The following is a 21,366-nucleotide window of genomic DNA, read 5'->3' as shown; positions in this document are numbered from 1 at the left end:
GTATAAATAAAAAAGAATAAAATAATAATCTGATCGATGGGGTTGTCGAATTCGACAGCGTGGGGAGGAAAAGAATGAGAAGTTCCGGGATTTATGGCGTCCTGACGGCGTGTATTTTGCTTGCGGCCTGCGGAGCGAAGGATCAGGTGGAAAAGGCCTTCGAGGCCAAGTACGCGAAGGATCTTTGCCTTCAGCTTGCCGACAGTTTTCCGATTACCGTTACCTACCAGACCGACCTCAGCGAAGCGCCGGAAGCGGGGTGGATCCAGGCGCTGGTGAAGGAAGGCGTGCTGGTGCCGGGCGCCGTGACCCAGTCCGCAGAAGCCTCCGCGCCCCAATCCGGGGAGGCATCCGCGCCGTTGAATATGGCCGCGTTTGACCTGAGCGAGGAAGGGCGCGCCTACCTGCGCGACAACAGGCTCTGCTACGGCAAGACCGAGGTGGACCGCGTGCTCACCACGCGCGAATATGCCACCGGCGCCAAGCGGTTCCTCGATGCTCAGGTCCTGCTCCGGCATGTGGTCACCGCGCCGTGGGCCAACAATCCGGACCTGAAGCAGTATGTGAAGTCCGGCCGGGAGACGGTGCAGCGCACGCTCAGCCGCACGGACGACGGCTGGATGCTGCCGTAACCCGGGAGTCATCAGCGCCTGCGATGAGATCTGACCGGGCAGGGCCCGCCGTGCAGGGACGGCGCGGCCCCGCCCATTCTCGTTCAGGCCCATTCTCGTTCAGGCGCGCCCGGTTTGCCTTGAAGCGTCCCCGCCATGACCTGACCTGACAAAGAGAACCTGACCTGACAAAATTGCGGTTAAGGGCGATCACCGGTTCGGCATCTCTTGCCGCAACCGGCCTTGGACGCTAGACGTGCCCCCGAGTTTCTACGAAGCCAACGGAGGGCATGGGAAATGACGGCCATTGTGGATATCGTCGGGCGGGAGATTCTGGACAGCCGGGGCAATCCCACCGTCGAGGTCGATGTTCTGCTGGAAGACGGTTCGTTCGGCCGCGCCGCCGTGCCCTCCGGCGCGTCGACGGGTGCGCACGAAGCTGTCGAGAAGCGCGACGGCGACAAGGGCCGTTACCTTGGCAAGGGCGTGACCCAGGCGGTCGAGGCCGTGAACGGCGAGATCTTCGACGCTCTGGCCGGCCTGGACGCGGAAGATCAGGTCCAGCTTGACCGGATCATGATCGATCTGGACGGCACCCCGAACAAGGGCCGCCTCGGCGCCAACGCCATCCTCGGCGTGTCGCTGGCGGTTGCCAAGGCGGCGGCGGAGGCCCGGGGCCTGCCGCTGTATCGCTATGTGGGCGGCGTGTCGGCCCGCACCCTGCCGGTGCCGATGATGAACATCATCAACGGCGGCGCGCACGCGGACAATCCGATCGACTTCCAGGAGTTCATGATCATGCCGGTCGGCGCGGACACGCTGGCCGACGCCGTGCGCTGGGGCGCGGAGATCTTCCACGTCCTGAAGAAGGAGCTGTCGGCGGCGGGTCTCAACACCGCCGTGGGTGATGAAGGCGGCTTTGCGCCGAACCTGGCGTCCACCACCGCCGCCATCGACTTCGTGATGAAGTCGATCGAGAAGGTGGGCTTCAAGCCGGGCGAGGACGTGTACCTGGCCCTCGACTGCGCCTCGACCGAGTTCTTCAAGGACGGCAAGTACGTGCTGGCGGGCGAGGGCAAGACCCTCGAGTCCGGCGAGTTCGCCGCTTACCTGGCGGACCTGGTGGCCAAGTACCCGATCATCTCCATCGAGGACGGCATGGCCGAGGATGACTGGGCCGGCTGGAAGGCGCTGACCGACGCCATCGGCAACAAGTGCCAGCTGGTGGGCGACGACCTGTTCGTCACCAACTCGGTCCGTCTGCGCGAAGGCATCAAGAAGGGCGTCGCCAACTCGATCCTGGTGAAGGTCAACCAGATCGGCTCGCTGACGGAGACGCTGGATGCGGTCGAGACCGCGCACCGCGCCCGCTACACCGCCGTCATGTCGCACCGCTCGGGCGAGACCGAGGATTCGACCATCGCCGACCTGGCCGTCGCCACCAACTGCGGCCAGATCAAGACCGGCTCGCTGGCCCGTTCGGATCGTCTCGCCAAGTACAACCAGCTCATCCGCATCGAGCAGGAGCTGGACACGGCGGCGGTCTATGCCGGCCGGTCGATTCTCAAGGCGTAAATAATATTCGTGAATTGTGTGGTCTTGCGGGATCACACACCACATCTTGTAAGGGCGCCGGTCTGGAAAAACGGACCGGCGCTTTTTCTGGCCAATTCTGCGCCTTTGATTAATTCCATCCCTTGACGGAACAATAGAGGCATGTTGATTTAGCCCCGTGGATACGGAATCGCCCCTCTTTTCATTGATTCGTCAGGCACTTGTGCCTGCCGGGTGCATTGTGGCCATTGGCTACTTTGCCTACCATACCTTTCAGGGCGAGCATGGCCTTCGGGCTTACACGGTTTACGAGTCCCAGATCCGCGAACTGACCAAGACCGCCGAGCAGGTGCGCAAGCAGCGCCAGACGCTGGAGCATCGGGTGGCGCTGCTGTCGCCGGAGCACATTGACCCGGATTACGCGGACGAACTGGTCCGCCGCCATCTCGGCCTCGCCCACCCGGACGAGGACGTGATCATGCTGGAGCCGCGCCGCTAGGCTCCGGTTTTCCAGTCGCAGGAGGGGCTGACCCCTCCCGGCTTCCCCGTCTTCTCTCAGGACGCGTCCGCCGCCTCGCCGGTGGCGGCCTTGGCCTGCCGGCGTGACAGATCAAGGAAGTTGCGGGCAATGGCGGGCAGGCTGCCGCGCATGTGAGCAAGCGCCAGCCGCGCCACCGGTTTGACATCGGCGAGATTGCGATAGGCAACGCCGGTGACGGCCAGCTGCCGCATGGACGCGGGCACCAGCGAGACCCCCAGCTCCGCCGCGACGAGCGAGAGCACCGAGACGATCTGCGGCGCGGGCTGGCCGATGATCGGCTCGAAGCCCACCTCGCGGCAGGCATTGGCCGCCGCGTCGAACAGGGTGGGGCCGATGGGCTTGGGCGTCAGGATAAAGGGGTCTGCGTGCAGGCTGGCGAGGTGGATTTCCTGCTGGTCGTCCTCAAGGGCCGCGGCGCGGGCGAGGGGCAGGGCGGCGATCAGCGGTTCGTCGGGGAAGGGGTGGGCCTGAATGTCCTCCCCGTCGATCGCGCCGGGGCGGAGGAACGCCAGGTCGAGGCTGCCGTCGCGTAGGCCCGCCACCAGGCCGTTGCTGTTGCGCTCGTCCAGCGTCAGGTCCACGTCGGGAAAGCTGCGCCGGAAGGCGCGGATGGAGGCGGGCACCACGGTGTTGAGCACGGCCGAGCCGGTGAAGCCCACCCGCAGGATGCCGGTCTCCCCGCGTGCGGCGCGCTGGGCGCTGCGGATGGCGGCGCGGGCCTGGTCCGGCATGGTGCGCACCGCCTCAAGGAAGGCGCGGCCGGCCTCGGTCAGCTCCGCCCCGTGGGGCACCCGGTGAAACAGGGCCGCGCCAATCTCCTGTTCCAGATCGCGGATCTGCTGGCTGAGCGGCGGCTGGCCAATGCCCACCCGTGCGGCGGCCCGGGTGAAATTGCCTTCCTCCGCCACGGCGAGGAAGTAGCGGATATGGCGCAGCTCCATCTGGTATCTCCAATACCTATCACAATCGGCCGTATCATATATTGGACGAATATGGTTGGGAGAGTCATCTTTCCTGCGTGGCGACACTGATATTGACGCTCGGAGGTGCTCCGATGACCCGTTCACTCCCCCTGGTGTTTCTGCCCGGCCTGCTGTGCGACGAGCGCCTGTGGCGTCGTCAGGCCGAGGCGCTCAAGGACATTGCCGACCCTCTCATCGCCGACCTGACGCAGGACGACAGCGTGGCGGGCATGGCGGCACGGGTGCTGGCGTCCGCGCCGCCGCGCTTTGCGCTCGCCGGGCTCTCCATGGGCGGCTACGTGGCGTTCGAGATCATGCGCCAGCAGCCCGAGCGGGTGACGCGTCTGGCCCTGTTCGACACCAGCGCCGCGCCGGACTCGCCCAAGCGCGCCGCCCTGCGCCGGGCGAGCATCGACTCCCTGAGGGTCGGCAAGTTCATGGGCGTGACCAAGCGCATGTTGCCCCAGCTTGTCCACGCCCGCCATGTGGACGGCCCGGTGGGCGACGAGGTGTGCGACATGGCGCAGCGCGTCGGCGGCGCGGCGTTCGTGCGCCAGCAGACCGCCATTCTGGGCCGCCCGGACTCGCGCCCGACGCTCGCGTCGATCCGGGTGCCGACCATGGTGGTGGTGGGCGCGGACGATGTGACGACGCCTGTCGCGCAGGCCCGGGTCATGCACGAGGGCATCAAGGACTCGACGCTGCATATCCTGCCCGAATGCGGGCATCTGCCGCCGCTTGAGCAGCCCGTGGCGACCGCCCGCCTGCTGCGGGACTGGCTGCTGGCGGGCGAGGGCGCGCAGGCCATGGCCGCCTGAGCGCGCCGCAAGACTTTCCCTTCCTGACTTCCCCCCCCCCTGACTTCCCACCGTGGGGCGTTCATCGTTCGCGATGGGCGCCCTCTTTTTTTGTGGACGCGGGCATCGTTCCGATTGTTTGCTATCGGCTTGAATATCCCTTGTAATTCGCTGTTGCGACCCAACATCATTCCCTGCGTTCTCTCTGTCAGCCAAGGCATCCTTCAAAGCTTGGTTGTGAAAATTCCTTGGCGCGGCTCTATTGCTGGGCTAACAACGATGAGACGATTTAGAAACAAACCGAACGTTCGGTTACAAGTGGAGGGGTGATTATGTCGCCATCGCCCGACACCGGAGCAGCAAACGCCGGTGGTAAGCAGAAAGGGAAGGGCCGGAACCGTCGGGAGGAGACGGACGCGCTGCGAACCAGCCGCATTCCGACCCCGGACTATCCAGAGCCCTACAAGGCCAGCTTTGAGGAGCTGAAGCAGTATTACCGCGATATGCTGCTCATCCGCCGGTTCGAGGAGCGCGCGGGCCAGATGTATGGCCTTGGCCTCATCGGCGGCTTCTGCCACCTCTACATCGGCCAGGAAGCGGTTGTCGTCGGCATCCAGTCCGCGCTCCGGAAGGGCGACAGCATCATCACCGGTTACCGCGACCACGGCCACATGCTGGCCTGCGGCATCGACTCCAAGGCGGTGATGGCGGAACTCACGGGGCGCGCCGGCGGCATTTCCCGCGGCAAGGGCGGCTCCATGCACATGTTCTCCGTCGAGCACGGCTTCTACGGCGGCCACGGCATTGTCGGCGCGCAGGTGTCGCTCGGCGCGGGTCTGGCCTTCGCGCACAAGTACAAGGGCGATGGCGGCCTGTGCGTCACCTACTTCGGTGACGGCGCGGCCAACCAGGGCCAGGTCTACGAATCCTTCAACATGGCGGAGCTGTGGAAGCTCCCGGTCATCTTCGTGATCGAGAACAACCAGTACGCCATGGGCACCAGCGTCAACCGCGCCTCGGCCGAGGATCAGCTGTTCCGGCGCGGCGAGAGCTTCCGTATCCCCGGCATCCAGGTGAACGGCATGGACGTGCTGGACGTGCGCGGCGCGGCCAACACGGCGGTCGAGTGGGTGCGCGGCGGCAACGGTCCGATCCTCCTCGAGATGAAGACCTACCGCTATCGCGGCCACTCCATGTCCGACCCGGCCAAGTACCGCTCCAAGGAGGAAGTGGAGCAGGTGCGCGAACAGTCCGACCCCATCGAGGGCTGCAAGCGCCGTCTGCTGGAATCGGGCAAGATCACCGAGGACGAGCTGAAGGCGATCGACAAGGAAGTGCGGGCGATCGTGGCCGAAGCGGCCGATTTCGCCCAGACTTCGCCCGAGCCCGATCCTTCCGAGCTGTACACTGACGTATTGGTGGAGACGTATTGATGGCCACCGAGATTTTCCTTCCCGCCATGTCGCCCACCATGGAAGAGGGCACGCTGGCCAAGTGGCTGGTGAACGAGGGCGACAAGATCAAGGCCGGCCAGACCATCGCCGAGATCGAGACCGACAAGGCCACCATGGAGCTTGAGGCCGATGACGACGGCATTCTGGCCCGCATCCTCGTGGCCGCAGGCACCGACGGGGTGAAGGTGGGCACGCCCATCGCGCTCATCGCCGAGGAAGGCGAGAACCTGGACGCGCTCGCCGCCGGCGAGAAGCCGGTGACGCCGCAGGCCCCCGCTGCCGACGCCGCCAAGCCCCAGGCCGCCGAATCCGCGCCGCCGGCCGTGCAGCCGTCCCGGGCCGAGGCCCAGCCGCGCAAGGCGGACGTGCGCGACCCCGAGATCACCGGGGAGGTGGTCAAGAAGACCGTGCGCGAGGCCCTGCGCGACGCCATGGCCGAGGAAATGCGCCGTGACGACAAGGTCTTCGTCATGGGCGAGGAAGTGGCCGAGTACCAGGGCGCCTACAAGGTGACCCAGGGCCTGCTCGACGAGTTCGGCCCCAACCGCGTCATCGACACGCCGATCACCGAGCACGGCTTTGCCGGCATCGGCACCGGCGCGGCCATGGGCGGCCTGAAGCCGATCGTCGAGTTCATGACCTTCAACTTCGCCATGCAGGCGATCGACCAGATCATCAACTCGGCGGCCAAGACCAACTATATGTCCGGCGGCCAGATGCGCTGCCCCATCGTGTTCCGCGGCCCTAACGGCGCGGCCTCCCGCGTGGCGGCCCAGCACAGCCAGAACTACGGCCCGTGGTACGCCCACGTGCCGGGTCTGGTCGTCATCGCGCCGTATTCGGCGGCGGACGCCAAGGGTCTGCTCAAGGCGGCCATCCGCTCCGCCGATCCGGTGGTGTTCCTCGAGAACGAGCTGCTCTATGGCCGCGCCTTTGAGGTGCCGGTGGATGAGGACTATGTGCTGCCCATCGGCAAGGCCAAGGTGGTCCGCGAGGGCAAGGACGTGACGCTCGTCTCCTACAGCATCGGCGTGGGCGTGGCGCTCGAAGCCGCCGAACAGCTGGCTGCGGAGGGCATCGACGCGGAGGTGATCGACCTGCGCACCCTGCGTCCGCTGGACAAGGAGACGGTGCTCAAGTCCCTCGCCAAGACCAACCGTCTGGTCTGCGTCGAGGAAGGCTGGCCGCAGTGCTCCATCTCGTCGGAAATCGCCGCCATCTGCATGGAGGAAGGCTTCGACGATCTGGACGCCCCGGTGCTGCGCGTCACCAATGCGGACGTGCCGCTGCCCTATGCCAACAACCTTGAGAAGCTCGCGCTCGTGAAGTCGGCCGATGTGGTCGCCGCCGCCAAGCGCGTCTGCTATCGCTGAGTCGGGGGAAATACCCATGCCGATCGACATTCTCATGCCGGCCCTGTCTCCCACCATGGAGAAGGGCACCCTTGCCAAATGGCTGGTGAAGGAGGGCGACAAGGTCAGCGCCGGTCAGGTGCTGGCCGAGATCGAGACCGACAAGGCGACGATGGAGTATGAATCGGCCGACGAAGGCGTCGTCGGCAAGATTCTGGTGGCCGAGGGCGCGGAAGACGTGGCCGTGGGCACCAGGATCGCCGTGCTGCTGGAGGAAGGCGAGAGCGCGGACGCCATCCAGGCGGGCGGCGGCGCTGCTCCGGCGCCCAAGGCGGAAGCCGCTCCGAAGGCCGAAGCCGCGCCTGCCGCTGCCCCGGCTCCCGCTGCTGCTCCGGCACCTGCTGCTGCGCCTGCCGCTGCTGCCAGCGCGGGCGACCGCGTCAAGGCCTCGCCGCTGGCCCGCCGCATCGCCAGCCAGAAGGGCATCGATCTCTCGACCGTGAAGGGCTCCGGCCCCAATGGCCGCATCATCAAGGCGGACGTGGAAGCCTTCCAGCCCGGCGCTGCCGCGCCTGCGGCGGCTGTGGCGGCCGCTCCGGCTCCGGCGGCCGCGCCCGTCGCGCCGGTCTACGGGCCGCCGGCCGATGTGCCGTTCGAGGAGGTCAAGCTCACCAACATGCGCAAGACCATTGCGCGCCGCCTCCAGGAGAGCAAGCAGACCGTTCCGCACTTCTACCTCACGGTGGATTGCGAGATCGACCAGCTGCTCAAGGTCCGCAAGGAGCTGAACAGCCGCCTCGAGAAGGAGGGCGTGAAGGTCTCCGTCAACGACTTCGTGATCCGCGCCGTGGCACTGGCCCTCAAGAAGGTGCCCGCCGCCAACGTGCAGTTCGCGGGCGACAAGATGTACTGGTTCAAGCGCCAGGACATCTCGGTGGCCGTCGCCATCGAGGGCGGCCTCATCACCCCGGTGGTGAAGGACGCCGGCTCGCTCGGTCTGGCCGAGATCTCGAAGCAGGTGGCCCAGCTCGCCGAGAAGGCCCGCGCCGGCAAGCTCGCCCCCGAGGAGTATCAGGGCGGGACCTTCTCCGTCTCCAACCTCGGCATGTATGGCATCAAGCAATTCGAGGCCGTCATCAACCCGCCGCAGGCGTGCATCCTCGCCATCGGCGCGGGCGAGCAGCGCCCGGTGGTCAAGGACGGCGCGCTGGCCGTTGCCACGGTGATGAGCGTCACCCTGTCGTGCGACCACCGCGCGGTGGACGGCGCAGTGGGTGCGGAATTCCTCCAGGCCTTCAAGCGCCTGATCGAGGACCCGCTGCTGATGCTGGCGTAAGGGGGGAGGCAGTTCATCGTTCTGTTGCGTGTGCATGACCCGGATACACACAGCGGAAAGATGAACTGATGACGACCAAGATCACTCTTGCCGACAAGCTCGGCCAGATCCCCGATCACTGGAACCCCCGTATCGTTGCCACCTGCAATGGCAATGATGTGCGGCTGGTGAAGGCCTCAGGCGAGTTCGTGTGGCACAGCCACGAAGAGACGGACGAGCTGTTTCTGGTGATCGATGGTCAGTTGCGTATGGAGTTCCGCGACCATGTCGAGGTGCTCTCGCCCGGTGAGATGATCGTTGTTCCGCGCGGGGTCGAGCACCGGCCCTGCGCCGAAACTCCGGAAGTCAGCCTCATGTTTTTTGACCGCGAGGGCACGGTGAACACCGGTGGCGTGGTCTGTGAATTGACACGCGGGGAGCTGGAACGGATCTGAGCCGCTCCAGCCCCGCCAGGCGGAACCGGCTAGCCCGAGTGCCGGCAGGATCCACAGGTTTCAGGAGAGTTAGCATGTCCCAGTTCGACGTTGTGGTGGTGGGCGGCGGCCCGGGCGGCTATGTGGCGGCCATTCGCGCGGCCCAGCTGGGCCTGAATACGGCGGTGGTGGAGCGCGAGCATCTGGGCGGAATCTGCCTCAACTGGGGCTGCATCCCGACCAAGGCGCTGCTGCGCTCCAGCGAGATGTACCACACCATGCAGAACGCTGCCGCCTACGGCCTCAAGGCGGACAACGTCAGCTTTGATCTTCAGGCGATCGTCAAGCGCTCGCGCGGCGTCTCCGGCCAGCTGAGCGCGGGCGTCAAGACCCTGCTCAAGAAGAACAAGGTGCAGGTGTTTGATGGCGAAGCGAAACTGACGGGCAAGAACAAGCTGTCGGTCTCGAAGGACGGGAAAGTGGTCGAGGAGATCGCTTTCCGTCACGTCATCCTTGCGACCGGCGCGCGTCCGCGTGAGCTGCCGCACCTGAAGGCGGACGGCAAGCTCGTCTGGAACTACAAGCACGCGCTGGTGCCCGATACGGTGCCGGGCCGCCTGCTGGTGGTCGGCTCGGGCGCGATCGGCGTCGAGTTCGCCAGCTTCTTCTCTGACCTTGGCTCCAAGGTCACCATCGTCGAGATGATCGACCGCATCCTCCCCGTGGAGGATGAGGAAGTCTCCGCCTTCGTCGCGAAGGCCTTTGCCAAGCAGGGCATCACCGTCCGCACCAAGGCGGGCGTCGCCAGGCTGGAGCCGAAGGGGCAGACCATCCTCGCCACCATCGAGGCGGACGGCAAGGCCGAGACGCAGGAGTTCGACCGCGTCATCCTCGCCATCGGCATTCAGGGCAATGTGGAGAACCTGGGGCTGGAGGCGCTGGGCGTCGCGGTGGAGCGCGGCCAGATCAAGACCGACGGCTACGGCCGCACCAACGTGCCTGGCATCTGGGCCATCGGTGACGTGGCCGGCGCGCCGTGGCTCGCCCACAAGGCCAGCCACGAGGGCGTGACCGCCGCCGAGTCCATCGCCGTCGAGCTGGGGAAGGGCGAGGGGCTGCACCCGCACCCGCTCAACAAGGCCAACATTCCGGGCTGCACCTACTGCCGCCCGCAGGTGGCAAGCGTCGGCCTCACCGAAGCCAAGGCCAAGGCCGCCGGCTACGAAGTGCGCGTCGGCAAGTTCCCGTTCATCGGCAACGGCAAGGCCATTGCGCTCGGCGAGCCGGAGGGCTTCATCAAGACGGTGTTCGATGCCAAGACCGGCGAACTCCTCGGCGCGCACATGGTCGGCGCGGAAGTGACCGAGCTGATCCAGGGCTACGTCGTCGCCCGCCAGCTCGAGACCACCGAGGCCGAGCTGATGCAGACCATTTTCGCGCACCCGACGCTGTCCGAGATGATGCACGAGGCGGTTCTCGCCGCCTACGGCCGCGCCCTGCACATCTGACCGGTGCGACCGGTTCGACTTGCCGGTGGGGCATCCCCACCGGCAGGCCGCTGTTGACGAAAGGGCCGCGCCCCGGAGGGCGTGGCCCTTTCGCCTTTGCATGACTGAGGGGCCGGGGCGGCGGGATCGGGTTTACGGGCCGGGCAGGGCGCGTCACTCGCCGCGGCGGCTCTGTGCGCTCTGGTAGCGGGTCTTCTCCTCGTCCGGCGCGGCGCGCACCTCGCCCCTGGCGGGGCGCAGCGTGCCGCTGTCTGCCGTGCGCGGCGCCTGATCGGCATTCGGGGGACGGCCCGGGCGGTGCTCCCCCACCTGATTTTGCACAGCGGTTTCCTCCCCCTGGAGGGAGGCGCGGGCGCCCGCCTTGGCTTCCAGCTGGCGGGATTCCGTTCTGCGGCGCTTCTGCTCTGCCTGGCCGGCAAGAGGGTGGGGCGGGGCGTTCTGGCGTTGGTCGGAGTCGCGGGTCATTCGTTTCTCGTCGGATACGTCGTTTGGTGGTATGGAGGGAGGACGGCCGGAGCCTGTCCCGGACTCCAACGGCAGGCGCGGCGCCCTGTTCCCGGCCGTTTCTGCGGGAGGACAGCCGTGACCCGCGACCGGCCGCGCGCGTTTTGGTATTGACCCGGTTGCTGTGTTTCCCTGATAAAAATAGACCGAACGGTAGTTCGGGAAATAACCGGCAGGATTTCCGCGCCGGTTGACTGGCCCCCGGCTGGCTGATTCCCGGTTCGCTGGCCAGAGGTGTAGGAGTTGCGGAGAAGGCGATGAGCGGACACTCCAGAATCAGGAACGAGGCCCTGCGGTCGAAGATCATGACGGCAGAGGAGGCGGCTGCGCTCATTCCATCCGGCAGTGCCATCGGCATGAGCGGCTTTACCGGTTCGGGCTATCCCAAGCAGGTTCCGCTGGCGCTCGCCGCCCGCATCGAGGCGGAGCGGGCGAAGGGCAATCCGTTCCGCGTGAAGATCTGGACCGGCGCCTCCACCGGACCTGAACTGGACGGCGCCCTTGCCAAGGCGGACGGCGTCGAGTTCCGCCTGCCGTACAACAGCGATCCCGTGGCGCGCGACAAGATCAACGCGGGCCAGATGGAATACCTCGACATGCACCTGAGCCAGGTCGCGCCCGTTGCCTGGCAGGGGTTCCTGGGACCGCTCGACGTGGCGGTGGTGGAAGTCACCGCCATCCGCGAGGACGGCACGCTGGTGCCGTCGTCCTCCGTCGGCAACAACAAGACCTGGCTGGACCGGGCGGAGAAGATCATTCTCGAGGTCAACAGCTGGCAGAGCGAGGCGCTGGAGGGGATGCACGACATCTACTACGGCACGGCCCTGCCGCCCAATCGCGTGCCCATCCCCATCGTGCGCGCCGACGACCGCATCGGCTCCACCACCTTCCACGTGGACCCGGCCAGGATCGTCGCCATTGTCGAGACCGATACGCCGGACCGCAACCTGCCGTTCAGCGCGCCCGATGAAGCCTCGCAGGCGATTGCCGGGCACCTGCTCGAATTCTTCAGCCATGAAGTGAAGAAGGGGCGCCTGCCCGAGAACCTGCTGCCGCTCCAGTCGGGCGTCGGCAACATCGCCAATGCGGTGCTGGCCGGGCTGGTGGATGCCCCGTTCGAGAACATGACCGCCTACACCGAGGTCCTTCAGGACGGCATGCTCGACCTCATCGACACGGGCAAGCTGCGCGTGGCGAGCTGCACCGCCTTCTCCCTCAGCCCCGAGGCGGCGGCCCGGCTCAATGCCAACATGGAGGTCTACAAGAACCGCATCATCCTGCGACCGCAGGAGATCAGCAACCACCCGGAGGTGATCCGCCGCCTCGGCTGCCTTGCCATGAACGGCATGATCGAGGCGGACATGTACGGCAACGTCAACTCCACCCACATCATGGGCTCGCGCATCCAGAACGGCATCGGCGGCTCCGGCGATTTCGCCCGCAATGCGTTCATCTCCATCTTCATGTCGCCGTCCACCGCCAAGGACGGCAAGATTTCGGCCATCGTTCCGCATGTCAGCCACGTGGATCACATCACCCAGGATGTGCAGGTGATCGTGACCGAGCAGGGGCTGGCGGATCTGCGGGGCCTCAGCCCCAAGCAGCGCGCCCGGGTGATCATCGAGAACTGCGCCCACCCGACCTACCGGCCGCTGCTGGCGGATTACTTCGCCCGCGCCCAGCGGAGCGGCAGCTATGGCCTGCAAACACCCATGCTGCTGGACGAGGCCCTGTCCTGGCACCACCGGTTCGTCCAGACCGGCTCCATGCTTCCGGAGTAGGGCCTGGAAGGAGAGAGGAACCGGCGGAGAGGGAGCTCGGCTCGGCATCTCCTCGGCATCTCAGTGATGCTCACCGGCCTGTCGTCGGTGTGGCCGCCGTGTGCCGGGGTGGGCCATTTGCCGGCGCTGCCAGAAAACGAGGAACCGGGCGAGACCCAGCCCGAGACCGCTGACCACCAATGCCATGATGACGGGTGCAAAATCGATCAGTCGCCAGTTGTCCATTCGTCCTCCTCAATGGAAATGTGGTTCACAACCAGAAGCGCCGCCACGAACAGAAGAATGCCCGCTATCAGCCACAGGGCGGGGTTGGAGGGCCAAACTCCGGTAAGCAACGGGATCACCATCGATCCGACCAGACAGGTAGAGGCCATGCCGGTGAACAATCCGGCGATCTGCGCGATCCACCCGTTCGTCCGCTCCATCCGATAGCGCTGGTTGTGCCGGTTCTCGAACCACATGGGCCGACCAGTGTCCCGAAGCCTGTTCTTGTTTTGATCATGGTAGCGAAACGGAACAGAGGGCGAAAGCGCGCCATGGTCGTAGAAGCGCTGCATACGGGGCCACCTGCACAAGGCGCACAGCAGCCTCGTGGCTTTCCACAATGGCCCCTCCGCCAAGGCCGTCAGGGTCGAATACGAGGGCGCGGGAAGACGAAAAAGCCGCCGGATCGGAGGATCGGCGGCTTTTTGGACACGCGGGATTAAAGCTGGGGTCAGGACCAGGGCAGGTCGACCGGCTTGAACTGGTCCGTCTCCGGGTCGAGCAGCTGGAGGATGCCGTCCGCCACCGCGAAGTAGGAGCCGTGCAGCTTCAGCTTGCCGGCCTTCTCCCGCTCCGCGACGAAGGGGAAGGTCCGCAGGTTCCGCAGGCTCTGGCGAATGGCCGCCAGTTCCAGCGCCCGCTGGGGATCCATGTCCGGCGCGATCTCGTAGGCCATCAGGATCTGGTCGCGCACCGGATTGATGATGGACATCCACCGGTCGATGAAGCTCATCGGCTCGCCTTCGGGCTTGGACTTGCCCAGCTTGCCGGCGAGGGCGGAGGAGATGCCGCCGCAGCGGGCGTGGCCCATCACCACGATGTGCTCGACCTCCAGCCCGGTGACCGCGAATTCGATCGCGGCGGAGGCGCCGTGGCGGCTGCCGCTGGTGCCGGTCTCGAACGGGGGCACCAGGTTGGCCACGTTGCGCAGCACGAAAAGCTGGCCGGGTTCGGCGTCGAAGATGATGGTGGGGTCGACCCGGCTGTCGCAGCAGGCGATGACCATGATCTTGGGGGACTGGCCCTTGTTGGCCAGAGCGTCATACCGCTCCCGATGCCGGTTGTAGAAGGAGCCTCTGAAGCGGCGGTACCCGTCGATCAGCGCCTCGAACTCGCACCGGGACGGAGTGGCGTCTGTAGTTTCATCTGGCATGGGGGCTAAAGACGGCAATCCGCGCGGAGCGTCAATAGGCTTTGTGCGCCGGGCTGTCCAAACTGCCAAGTCCGCCCGGACACAAAACCGCGCCCCGCAGGCCGAGGTCCGGCTTGGAATGAGCCGCTCAAAGGTTTATGTGGGGGACATGAACAAGCCAGAACTTCTTTCGGCCGGCGGCCGTCCGGTCCTCCGCAAGCCCGAGTGGCTGAGGGTCAAGGCTCCAACCTCCCAGGAGGTTGCGGAGACCCGCCAGCTCATGCGCCGGCTGAAGCTTCATACGGTGTGCGAGGAAGCCGCCTGCCCGAACCTGGGCGAGTGCTGGAAACAGAAGCACGCCACCGTCATGATTCTGGGTGACACCTGCACCCGGGCCTGCGCCTTCTGCAACGTCAAGACCGGGATGCCGCGTCCCGTCGATCCGCTGGAGCCCGCCCACGTGGCGGAAGTGGCGGTGGAGATGGGGCTGGAGCACATCGTCATCACCTCGGTCGACCGGGATGACCTGCCCGACGGCGGCGCGATCCAGTTCGTGCGGGTGATCGAGGAGCTGCGCAAGCGTGCGCCCAACACCACCATCGAGATTCTGACGCCCGACTTCCGCAACAAGATGCAGGCGGCGGTCGAGCGCATCGTCGCGGCCCGGCCGGACGTCTACAACCACAATCTGGAGACGGTGCCGAGGCTCTATCCGACGGTCCGGCCCGGCGCGCGCTACTACCACAGCCTGCGCCTCCTCGAGACCGTGAAGAAGGTGGACCCCTCCATCTTCACCAAGTCCGGCATCATGGTCGGGCTGGGCGAGGAGCGCCTGGAGGTCCATCAGGTGATGGACGACATGCGCTCGGCGGATATCGACTTCCTCACCATCGGCCAGTACCTGCAGCCGACGCCCAAGCACATCAAGGTGGACCGGTTCGTGACGCCGCAGGAGTTCAACGCCTATGCCAGCATGGCCAAGGCGAAGGGCTTCCTTCTGGTCTCGTCGAGCCCGCTCACCCGCTCCAGCTACCATGCGGGGGCGGACTTCGCCCGGCTGAAGGCGGCGCGGCTCGAAAAGCTGGAGCAGGAACGCAGTAAAGGCGTCTGATGCCCCGTCATGTAGAAAAGCGCGTTTTGCCCTACACCCGCGAGCAGCTGTTCGATCTGGTCGCGGATGTGGGCGCTTACCCGCAGTTTCTGCCGTGGGTGGTGGGGTGCCGCATCCGCTCGAAGACGCCGGAGCTGCTGGTGGCGGACCTGATGGTCGGCTTCAAGGTCTTTCGCGAGACCTTCACGTCCAAGGTGACGCTCGACCGGCCCAACCGCATTCACGTGGACTACGTGAACGGGCCGCTCAAGTACCTGCATAACGACTGGACGTTCAGCGAGGCAGGGCCGGGGCAGACGGCCATCGACTTCTTCGTCGATTTCGAATTCAAGAACCGCCTGTTCGAGAGCATGGCCGGCGCGGTGTTTCACGAGGCCGTGAAGCGCATGGTCACGGCCTTCGAGAAGCGCGCCCTTGCGGTTTACGGCGCGGGCGGGGACTCTTCCGGCATCAACAGGTCGAGCGCCACGCGCACCGCCTGAAGGCGAATGCCCTCCCGGCCCAGTTCGGGGTCGAACAGCCGGGTGTCGGCGACCGCCTTTTCAGGGTCGTCGCCGCGCCGGGCGAGGGCGAACACCACCATGCCCACCGGCTTCATGTCGCTGCCGCCGCCGGGGCCGGCGATGCCGGTGATGCCCACCGCCACGTCGGCATGGGAGCGCTGGAGCGCGCCATGGGCGATGGCCCAGGCCACCGCCACCGAGACCGCGCCAAAGGTTTCCAGCACATCGAGGCTGACGCCCAGCGTCTCCATCTTGGCCTCGTTGGAGTAGACCACGAAGCCCCGGTCCAGCACGTCCGACGAGCCGGGAACTTCGGTCAGGGCCGCGGCCACCAGACCGCCCGTGCAGGATTCCGCCGTTGCAACGCGCAGGCCCCGCGCCCGGCAGGCTTCGATGACGGCCTGGGCCTTGGCGGAGATGTCAGCGGGAAACAGCATGGCATGCCTTTCTGTCCGAATACGGCGTAAGCCGGTTGGCGCTGCGATTCTGCCGCCTGCACGCGCGGGCGTGAAGGCGGCTGCCGGAAGCCGGCTCTCCTAGAGCGGAATGACCTGCAACGCAACTCGGGTTGTAAACGCGGGGGCGGGTGCTCAGGCCACGGGCAGGCGCACGGTGGCCATGGCCTGCGCCGCGATGCCCTCCTGCCGCCCGGTGAAACCCAGCCCCTCCGTGGTCGTGGCCTTGACGCTGATCCGGTCGGCCGGCAGGCGCAGGATCTCGGCGATCCGCGCCGTCATCGCGGCCCGGTGCGGCCCCACCTTGGGGCGTTCGCAGATCAGCGTCACGTCCACATGCTCGATGACGCCGCCGCGCGCCTCCACCAGCGCGCGGGCGTGATCGAGGAACTTCCAGGAAGCAGCACCCTTCCACTGCGGGTCGCTCGGGGGGAAGTGCTGGCCGATGTCCCCGGCGGCGATCGCCCCGAGAATCGCGTCGGTGAGGGCATGGAGCGCCACGTCCGCGTCCGAATGGCCGGCCAGGGCGCGCGTATGCGGCACCTTGATGCCGCACAGCCAGACGTGGTCGCCGTCGGCGAAGCGATGGACATCGTAGCCGGAGCCGGTTCGAATGCTGGACATGCTCATCAGAATCTCGCCTGCGCGCTGCCAGTCCTGCGGCAGCGTCACCTTGATGTTGGTCTCGGCGCCCGGCACCAGCACGACCGCGTGCCCATGCGCCCGCAAAAGCCCCGCATCGTCCGTGAACCGGGCATCGCCCGCCGCGAACGCCGCCCGGTGGGCGGCCAGCAGCGGGTCGAAGCGGAAGCCTTGCGGCGTTTGCACCCGCCACAGCCCGTCACGCGCCACCGCCTCGCCCTGCACGGGCAGCGCGCCGGCCCCGTCCGCCTCCAGCGTTCCGGCGTCCCGGCACAGGGTGTCAACCACCGGCAGGGCAGGGGTGGCCCCCGGCGCGGCGTCGAGCGCCGCCAGCAGACGGTCGATGAGGTCATGGGTCACGAACGGCCGGGCGGCGTCGTGAATGAGCACCCGGGCCGCGCCCCCCTCGGCCGCGATGGCCTCCAGCCCCAGCCGCACCGACTCCTGCCGGGTCGCGCCGCCATGAATGGGCGTGCCCACATCGAGGCCGTCGGCGGCCAGGCGGAAGGCGTCCGCATCATCCGGGTGGATCACCACCCGCACCGCGTCGATGGCGGGGTGGGAGGCAAGGCGCTCCAGCGACCAGCGCACCAGCGGCTTGCCGCCAAGCGCGCAGTACTGCTTGGGCTTGTCTGCGCCGCTGCGGGAGCCGCGTCCGGCAGCGACGACGAGGGCGAGGGTTTGATACGTCATGCCGCGCCCTTATTACGGCAAGCCCCGCTTGGCAAACAACCATCTCTCGTGTAGAGGAAATGCCTGTTTTTTGTGCAAAGACCGGAAGGTTGCTGCGATTACGGCACAATCCGGCCATTTGCTATGCAAGGCGGATCCCGGAAACCCATGCAGAAGCTCAAGCCCATTCGTGTTGGCCCTGTCGAGATTGCGAGCCCCGTGATTCTCGCGCCCATGACCGGCGTGAGCGATCTGCCGTTCCGGCGTCTGGTGAAGCGGTACGGCGCGGGGCTGACGGTCACCGAGATGGTCGCCTCCGAGGCGATGGTGCGCGCCACCCGGCAGTGCATGCTGAAGGTGGCCTGGGCGCCGGAGGAGGAGCCGGTCTCCATGCAGCTGGTGGGCACCGACCCGGCGATCATGGCCGAGGCCGCCAAGCTCAACGAGGATCAGGGCGCGGCGATCATCGACATCAACATGGGCTGCCCGGTGAAGAAGGTGGTCAACGGCTGGGCCGGCTCGGCGCTGATGCGCGACCTCGACCACGCGACGCGGATCGTGGAAGCGGTGGTGAAGGCGGTGAAGGTGCCGGTCACCCTCAAGATGCGGATGGGCTGGGACCACAACAGCCTGAACGCGCCAGAGCTCGCCCGCCGGGCGGAGGAGGTGGGCGTGCAGATGATCACGGTCCACGGCCGCACCCGCAACCAGATGTACGCGGGCACCGCCGACTGGGCGTTCATCCGCCGCGTGAAGGAAGCGGTGAAGGTGCCGGTGATCGCCAACGGCGACATCTGCGACTACGACGACTGCACGGCGGCGCTGGAGCAGTCGGGCGCGGACGGCATCATGATCGGCCGGGGCACTTATGGCCGCCCGTGGTTCATTGCCCACGCCATGTACTTTCTGGAGACCGGCATCCGCCTGCCGGAGCCGTCGCTCGAGGCGCAGTACGCCCTGGTGCGCGAGCACTACGACATGATGATCGAGCACTATGACGAGCGCACCGGCGTCGGCATCGCGCGCAAGCATGTTGGCTGGTACACCAAGGGGCTGCACGGCTCCTCGGAGTTCCGCAACCGTTTCAACGTGATCCCGAGCGCGGCAGAAGCCCGTCAGGCCATTGACGACTTCTACCTGCCGCTGCTCGAGCGCGAGCGCCGGGCTGCATGAGCGCGAGGGTGACGCCTGTGGCGCGACGGAGCCAGCCGGGGGCTCCTTCCGTCGAACTGCTTCAGGATATCGTCAACGCCCTGCCGGGGCCGGTGCTGTGCTTCGACGCCGAGGGCGTGGTGCGCTTTGCCAACACGGCGGCGGAGGCGTTCTTCAACATGTCCGCGCGGCTGCTGGAGGAGCGGGGGCTGACCCACGTGCTGCCCGCCGACAGTCCGCTCCTGGGGCTGCTGGAGGAGGCGCGCCGGCAGCAATCCTCCTTTGCGGGCCACGCGGTGGAGCTGGGCTTCATCGGCGGCGGACAGGTGGTGGCGGACATTTCGGTGACGCCGCTTGCCGAACATCCGGGCTGGCTGCTGCTCATGCTGCAATCCCGCTCCATCACCCAGCTTATCGACCGCCATCTCACCCATCAGGGGGCGGCGCGGTCGGTGGTGGGGGTGGCCGCCATGCTGGCGCACGAGATCAAGAACCCGCTCTCCGGCATTCGCGGCGCCGCCCAACTGCTGGAGGACGGCGCGGACGAGATGGGCCAGGAGCTGACCCGCCTCATCTGCACCGAGGTGGACCGCATCCGGGCGCTGGTCGACCGAATGGAGAGCTTCACCGACACCCGCCCGATGGAGCGCCGGCCCGAGAACATCCACCAGATTCTGGGCCACGTGCGCCGCATCGCCGAGAACGGCTTTGCCAAGGGGCTCACCATCCGCGAGCTTTACGACCCCTCGCTGCCGCCGGTTCTCGCCAACCGCGACCGGCTGGTGCAGGTGTTCCTCAACCTCGTCAAGAACGCGGCGGAAGCCGCGGGCGAGGGCGGGGAAATCACCATCACCACCGCCTACCGCCATGGCGTCAAGGTGGCGCTCCGGGGCTCCAGCAGCCGGATCTCCCTGCCTATGGAGATCTGCGTCATCGACAGCGGCCCCGGCGCGCCGCCGGAGATGGTCGATCACATGTTCGAGCCGTTCGTCTCGACCAAGACCAACGGCACCGGTCTGGGCCTTGCGCTTGTGGCCAAGGTGATCGGGGATCATGGCGGCGTCATCGAGTATGACCGCCAGGCCGAGCCGCCGCGCACCATCTTCCGCATTCTCCTTCCGCTTGCACCGGACTCGCAATGACCGACACCGCCACCATTCTGATAGCCGACGACGACGAGGCGATCCGCACCGTGCTGCGCCAGGCGCTGGTGCGCGCGGGGCATGAGGTTCGCACCACGGACACGGCCGCGGGCCTGTGGAAGTGGGTGGAGGATGGTCTGGGCGACGTGGTGATCACGGACGTGGTGATGCCGGACGAGAACGGCCTCGACCTGCTGCCCCGCATCCACGCGCGCAGGCCGGACCTGCCGGTCATCGTCATGAGCGCCCAGAACACGCTGGCCACCGCCGTCAAGGCGACCGAGCGCGGCGCGTTCGAATATCTGCCCAAGCCCTTCGATATCAACGAAGTGAAGGATGTGGTGCAGAGCGCGATCGAGCGCATCCGCTCGGGCCGCGCCGCCCGCCGCGAGGCGGAGGAGGGGCAGCAGGAGGACGAGCTGCCGCTGATCGGCCGTTCGCAGGTGATGCAGGATGTCTACCGCACCATGGCGCGGGTCATCCCGACCGACCTCACCGTGATGATCCTGGGCGAAAGCGGCACCGGCAAGGAGCTGGTGGCCCGTGCGCTCCACAATCTGGGCAATCGCCGCAACGGGCCGTTCGTGGCGGTCAACATGGCGGCCATTCCGCGGGAGCTGATCGAATCCGAGCTGTTCGGCCACGAGCGCGGCGCCTTCACCGGCGCCAGCACCCGTTCGGTGGGCCGCTTCGAGCAGGCGCAGGGCGGCACCCTGTTTCTGGACGAGATCGGCGACATGCCCATCGACGCCCAGACCCGCTTGCTGCGTGTGCTGCAGGAAGGCGAATACACCACCGTTGGCGGCCAGAAGACCAAGCGGGCGGATGTGCGGATCATCTCCGCCACCAACAAGGATCTGCGCAAGCTCATCGAATCCGGGCGGTTCCGGGAAGACCTCTATTACCGCCTGAACGTCGTTCCCATCCGCCTGCCGCCGCTGCGGCTGCGGGCGGACGACATTCCGGAACTCGCCCGCCATTTCCTCGACATGGCCCACCGGGAGGGGCTGCCGCTCCGAACCCTCGACAAGTCGGCCATCGACTGGATGCGCCAGTATTCCTGGCCCGGCAACGTGCGCGAGCTGGAGAACCTGATGCGCCGCCTGGCGGCGCTCGCCCGCGACGACGTGATCACCGCCGCCGCCATCGAACTGGAGCTGAAGGAAAGCCTCACCGAGCCGGAGCCGTTTCTGGCGGTGCCGCACGGCGGGCAGGGGCTGGCCGAGTCGGTGGAGCAGCATCTGGCCCGCTACTTTGCCACTTTCGGGCAGGATCTGCCGCCCGACGGCCTCTATGACCGCATCATTCAGGAAGTGGAGCGGCCGCTGCTGCTGATGGCGCTCGCTGCCACCCGGGGCAACCAGATCCGCGCCGCCAAGCTGCTCGGCCTCAACCGCAACACCCTGCGCAAGAAACTGGGTGAGCTGGGCATCGACGCCGCCACGCTGAAGCGGGTGCGCTAGCCGGACTGTCCGGCGCG

General features: G+C 66.7%; 21 protein-coding genes. 15 read left to right on the top strand and 6 right to left on the bottom strand.

Features of this window, described 5'->3' with window-relative positions:
- The first annotated feature begins 74 nt into the window (after positions 1-74).
- The 3 genes from ACSJJU_RS08565 to ACSJJU_RS08555 all read left to right on the top strand — a co-directional run bounded on the left by ACSJJU_RS08565 (position 75) and on the right by ACSJJU_RS08555 (position 2,664).
- Positions 75-632 (top strand): hypothetical protein, encoded by a 558-nt coding sequence (locus ACSJJU_RS08565; RefSeq protein ID WP_435914937.1) that lies wholly within the window; start codon positions 75-77, stop codon positions 630-632.
- Between the two features lie 276 nt (positions 633-908).
- Positions 909-2,186: a phosphopyruvate hydratase gene (eno, locus tag ACSJJU_RS08560; protein WP_435914936.1), complete on the top strand. Its 1,278-nt coding sequence runs from the start codon at positions 909-911 to the stop codon at positions 2,184-2,186.
- A gap of 220 nt (positions 2,187-2,406) precedes the next feature.
- Positions 2,407-2,664, top strand: a complete 258-nt coding sequence (locus tag ACSJJU_RS08555) for an FtsB family cell division protein (RefSeq protein ID WP_435914934.1) — start codon at positions 2,407-2,409, stop codon at positions 2,662-2,664.
- A gap of 56 nt (positions 2,665-2,720) precedes the next feature.
- On the opposite strand, the gene ACSJJU_RS08550 is transcribed toward ACSJJU_RS08555, so the two are convergent.
- Positions 2,721-3,647 (bottom strand): LysR family transcriptional regulator, encoded by a 927-nt coding sequence (locus ACSJJU_RS08550; RefSeq protein ID WP_435914933.1) that lies wholly within the window; start codon positions 3,645-3,647, stop codon positions 2,721-2,723.
- Positions 3,648-3,760: 113 nt separating this feature from the next.
- Here ACSJJU_RS08550 and ACSJJU_RS08545 point away from each other — a divergent pair, with 113 nt between their 5' ends.
- The 6 genes from ACSJJU_RS08545 (at position 3,761) to lpdA (ending at position 10,528) form a co-directional block, all read left to right on the top strand.
- Entirely contained in the window at positions 3,761-4,486 is a 726-nt protein-coding gene (locus tag ACSJJU_RS08545) for an alpha/beta fold hydrolase (protein WP_435914932.1), read from the top strand.
- 311 nt (positions 4,487-4,797) lie between these two features.
- Positions 4,798-5,898: a pyruvate dehydrogenase (acetyl-transferring) E1 component subunit alpha gene (gene pdhA / locus ACSJJU_RS08540; RefSeq protein WP_435914931.1), complete on the top strand. Its 1,101-nt coding sequence runs from the start codon at positions 4,798-4,800 to the stop codon at positions 5,896-5,898.
- Positions 5,898-7,292: a pyruvate dehydrogenase complex E1 component subunit beta gene (locus tag ACSJJU_RS08535; protein WP_435914930.1), complete on the top strand. Its 1,395-nt coding sequence runs from the start codon at positions 5,898-5,900 to the stop codon at positions 7,290-7,292. The genes pdhA and ACSJJU_RS08535 overlap by 1 nt, the downstream gene beginning before the upstream one ends.
- 16 nt (positions 7,293-7,308) lie before the next feature.
- Positions 7,309-8,607, top strand: a complete 1,299-nt coding sequence (locus ACSJJU_RS08530) for a pyruvate dehydrogenase complex dihydrolipoamide acetyltransferase (RefSeq protein WP_435914929.1) — start codon at positions 7,309-7,311, stop codon at positions 8,605-8,607.
- Positions 8,608-8,675: 68 nt separating this feature from the next.
- Entirely contained in the window at positions 8,676-9,041 is a 366-nt protein-coding gene (locus ACSJJU_RS08525; protein ID WP_435914928.1) for a cupin domain-containing protein, read from the top strand.
- A gap of 74 nt (positions 9,042-9,115) precedes the next feature.
- Positions 9,116-10,528 carry a dihydrolipoyl dehydrogenase gene (lpdA, locus tag ACSJJU_RS08520; protein ID WP_435914927.1) on the top strand — a complete coding sequence of 471 codons (1,413 nt, stop codon included), beginning with the start codon at positions 9,116-9,118 and terminating at the stop codon, positions 10,526-10,528.
- A gap of 153 nt (positions 10,529-10,681) precedes the next feature.
- Here lpdA and ACSJJU_RS08515 read toward each other — a convergent pair whose 3' ends face one another.
- A complete protein-coding gene (locus tag ACSJJU_RS08515) occupies positions 10,682-10,993 on the bottom strand; it encodes a hypothetical protein (RefSeq protein ID WP_435914926.1) in 312 nt (103 codons plus the stop codon).
- 296 nt (positions 10,994-11,289) lie between these two features.
- Here ACSJJU_RS08515 and ACSJJU_RS08510 point away from each other — a divergent pair, with 296 nt between their 5' ends.
- Positions 11,290-12,813, top strand: a complete 1,524-nt coding sequence (locus ACSJJU_RS08510) for an acetyl-CoA hydrolase/transferase family protein (protein WP_435914925.1) — start codon at positions 11,290-11,292, stop codon at positions 12,811-12,813.
- A 206-nt stretch (positions 12,814-13,019) separates the two neighbouring features.
- Here ACSJJU_RS08510 and ACSJJU_RS08505 read toward each other — a convergent pair whose 3' ends face one another.
- Entirely contained in the window at positions 13,020-13,370 is a 351-nt protein-coding gene (locus tag ACSJJU_RS08505) for a hypothetical protein (protein WP_435914924.1), read from the bottom strand.
- A gap of 158 nt (positions 13,371-13,528) precedes the next feature.
- Positions 13,529-14,230: a carbonic anhydrase gene (locus ACSJJU_RS08500; RefSeq protein ID WP_435914923.1), complete on the bottom strand. Its 702-nt coding sequence runs from the start codon at positions 14,228-14,230 to the stop codon at positions 13,529-13,531.
- 148 nt (positions 14,231-14,378) lie between these two features.
- On the opposite strand from ACSJJU_RS08500, the gene lipA reads away from it, so the two are divergent.
- Both lipA and ACSJJU_RS08490 read left to right on the top strand, forming a co-directional pair.
- Positions 14,379-15,320 carry a lipoyl synthase gene (gene lipA, locus ACSJJU_RS08495; RefSeq protein ID WP_435914922.1) on the top strand — a complete coding sequence of 314 codons (942 nt, stop codon included), beginning with the start codon at positions 14,379-14,381 and terminating at the stop codon, positions 15,318-15,320.
- Positions 15,320-15,802, top strand: coding sequence for a type II toxin-antitoxin system RatA family toxin (locus ACSJJU_RS08490; protein WP_435914921.1), 483 nt, complete (start codon positions 15,320-15,322; stop codon positions 15,800-15,802). The genes lipA and ACSJJU_RS08490 overlap by 1 nt, the downstream gene beginning before the upstream one ends.
- Here ACSJJU_RS08490 and ACSJJU_RS08485 read toward each other — a convergent pair.
- Together ACSJJU_RS08485 and ACSJJU_RS08480 are read right to left on the bottom strand one after the other, a co-directional pair.
- Positions 15,742-16,260 (bottom strand): CinA family protein, encoded by a 519-nt coding sequence (locus ACSJJU_RS08485; protein WP_435914920.1) that lies wholly within the window; start codon positions 16,258-16,260, stop codon positions 15,742-15,744. The genes ACSJJU_RS08490 and ACSJJU_RS08485 overlap by 61 nt on opposite strands.
- 153 nt (positions 16,261-16,413) lie before the next feature.
- Positions 16,414-17,613, bottom strand: a complete 1,200-nt coding sequence (locus ACSJJU_RS08480; protein ID WP_435914919.1) for a bifunctional 2-C-methyl-D-erythritol 4-phosphate cytidylyltransferase/2-C-methyl-D-erythritol 2,4-cyclodiphosphate synthase — start codon at positions 17,611-17,613, stop codon at positions 16,414-16,416.
- A 147-nt stretch (positions 17,614-17,760) separates the two neighbouring features.
- Here ACSJJU_RS08480 and dusB point away from each other — a divergent pair, with 147 nt between their 5' ends.
- Genes dusB through ntrC form a run of 3 tightly spaced genes read left to right on the top strand, consistent with a single transcriptional unit; the run spans position 17,761 to position 21,349 of the window.
- A complete protein-coding gene (gene dusB / locus ACSJJU_RS08475) occupies positions 17,761-18,765 on the top strand; it encodes a tRNA dihydrouridine synthase DusB (protein WP_435914917.1) in 1,005 nt (334 codons plus the stop codon).
- Positions 18,766-18,782: 17 nt separating this feature from the next.
- Positions 18,783-19,886 (top strand): two-component system sensor histidine kinase NtrB, encoded by a 1,104-nt coding sequence (locus ACSJJU_RS08470; protein WP_435914916.1) that lies wholly within the window; start codon positions 18,783-18,785, stop codon positions 19,884-19,886.
- Positions 19,883-21,349, top strand: coding sequence for a nitrogen regulation protein NR(I) (gene ntrC / locus ACSJJU_RS08465; RefSeq protein ID WP_435914915.1), 1,467 nt, complete (start codon positions 19,883-19,885; stop codon positions 21,347-21,349). Before ACSJJU_RS08470 ends, ntrC begins: the two co-directional genes overlap by 4 nt.
- Positions 21,350-21,366 lie beyond the last annotated feature (17 nt).

The sequence above is a fragment of the Pedomonas sp. V897 genome, from assembly GCF_051304405.1.
Taxonomy (GTDB): Bacteria; Pseudomonadota; Alphaproteobacteria; order Sphingomonadales; family Sphingomonadaceae; genus Pedomonas.
Note: the sequence above shows the minus strand (reverse complement) of the source record. Positions and strands in the feature narration are given on the sequence as shown.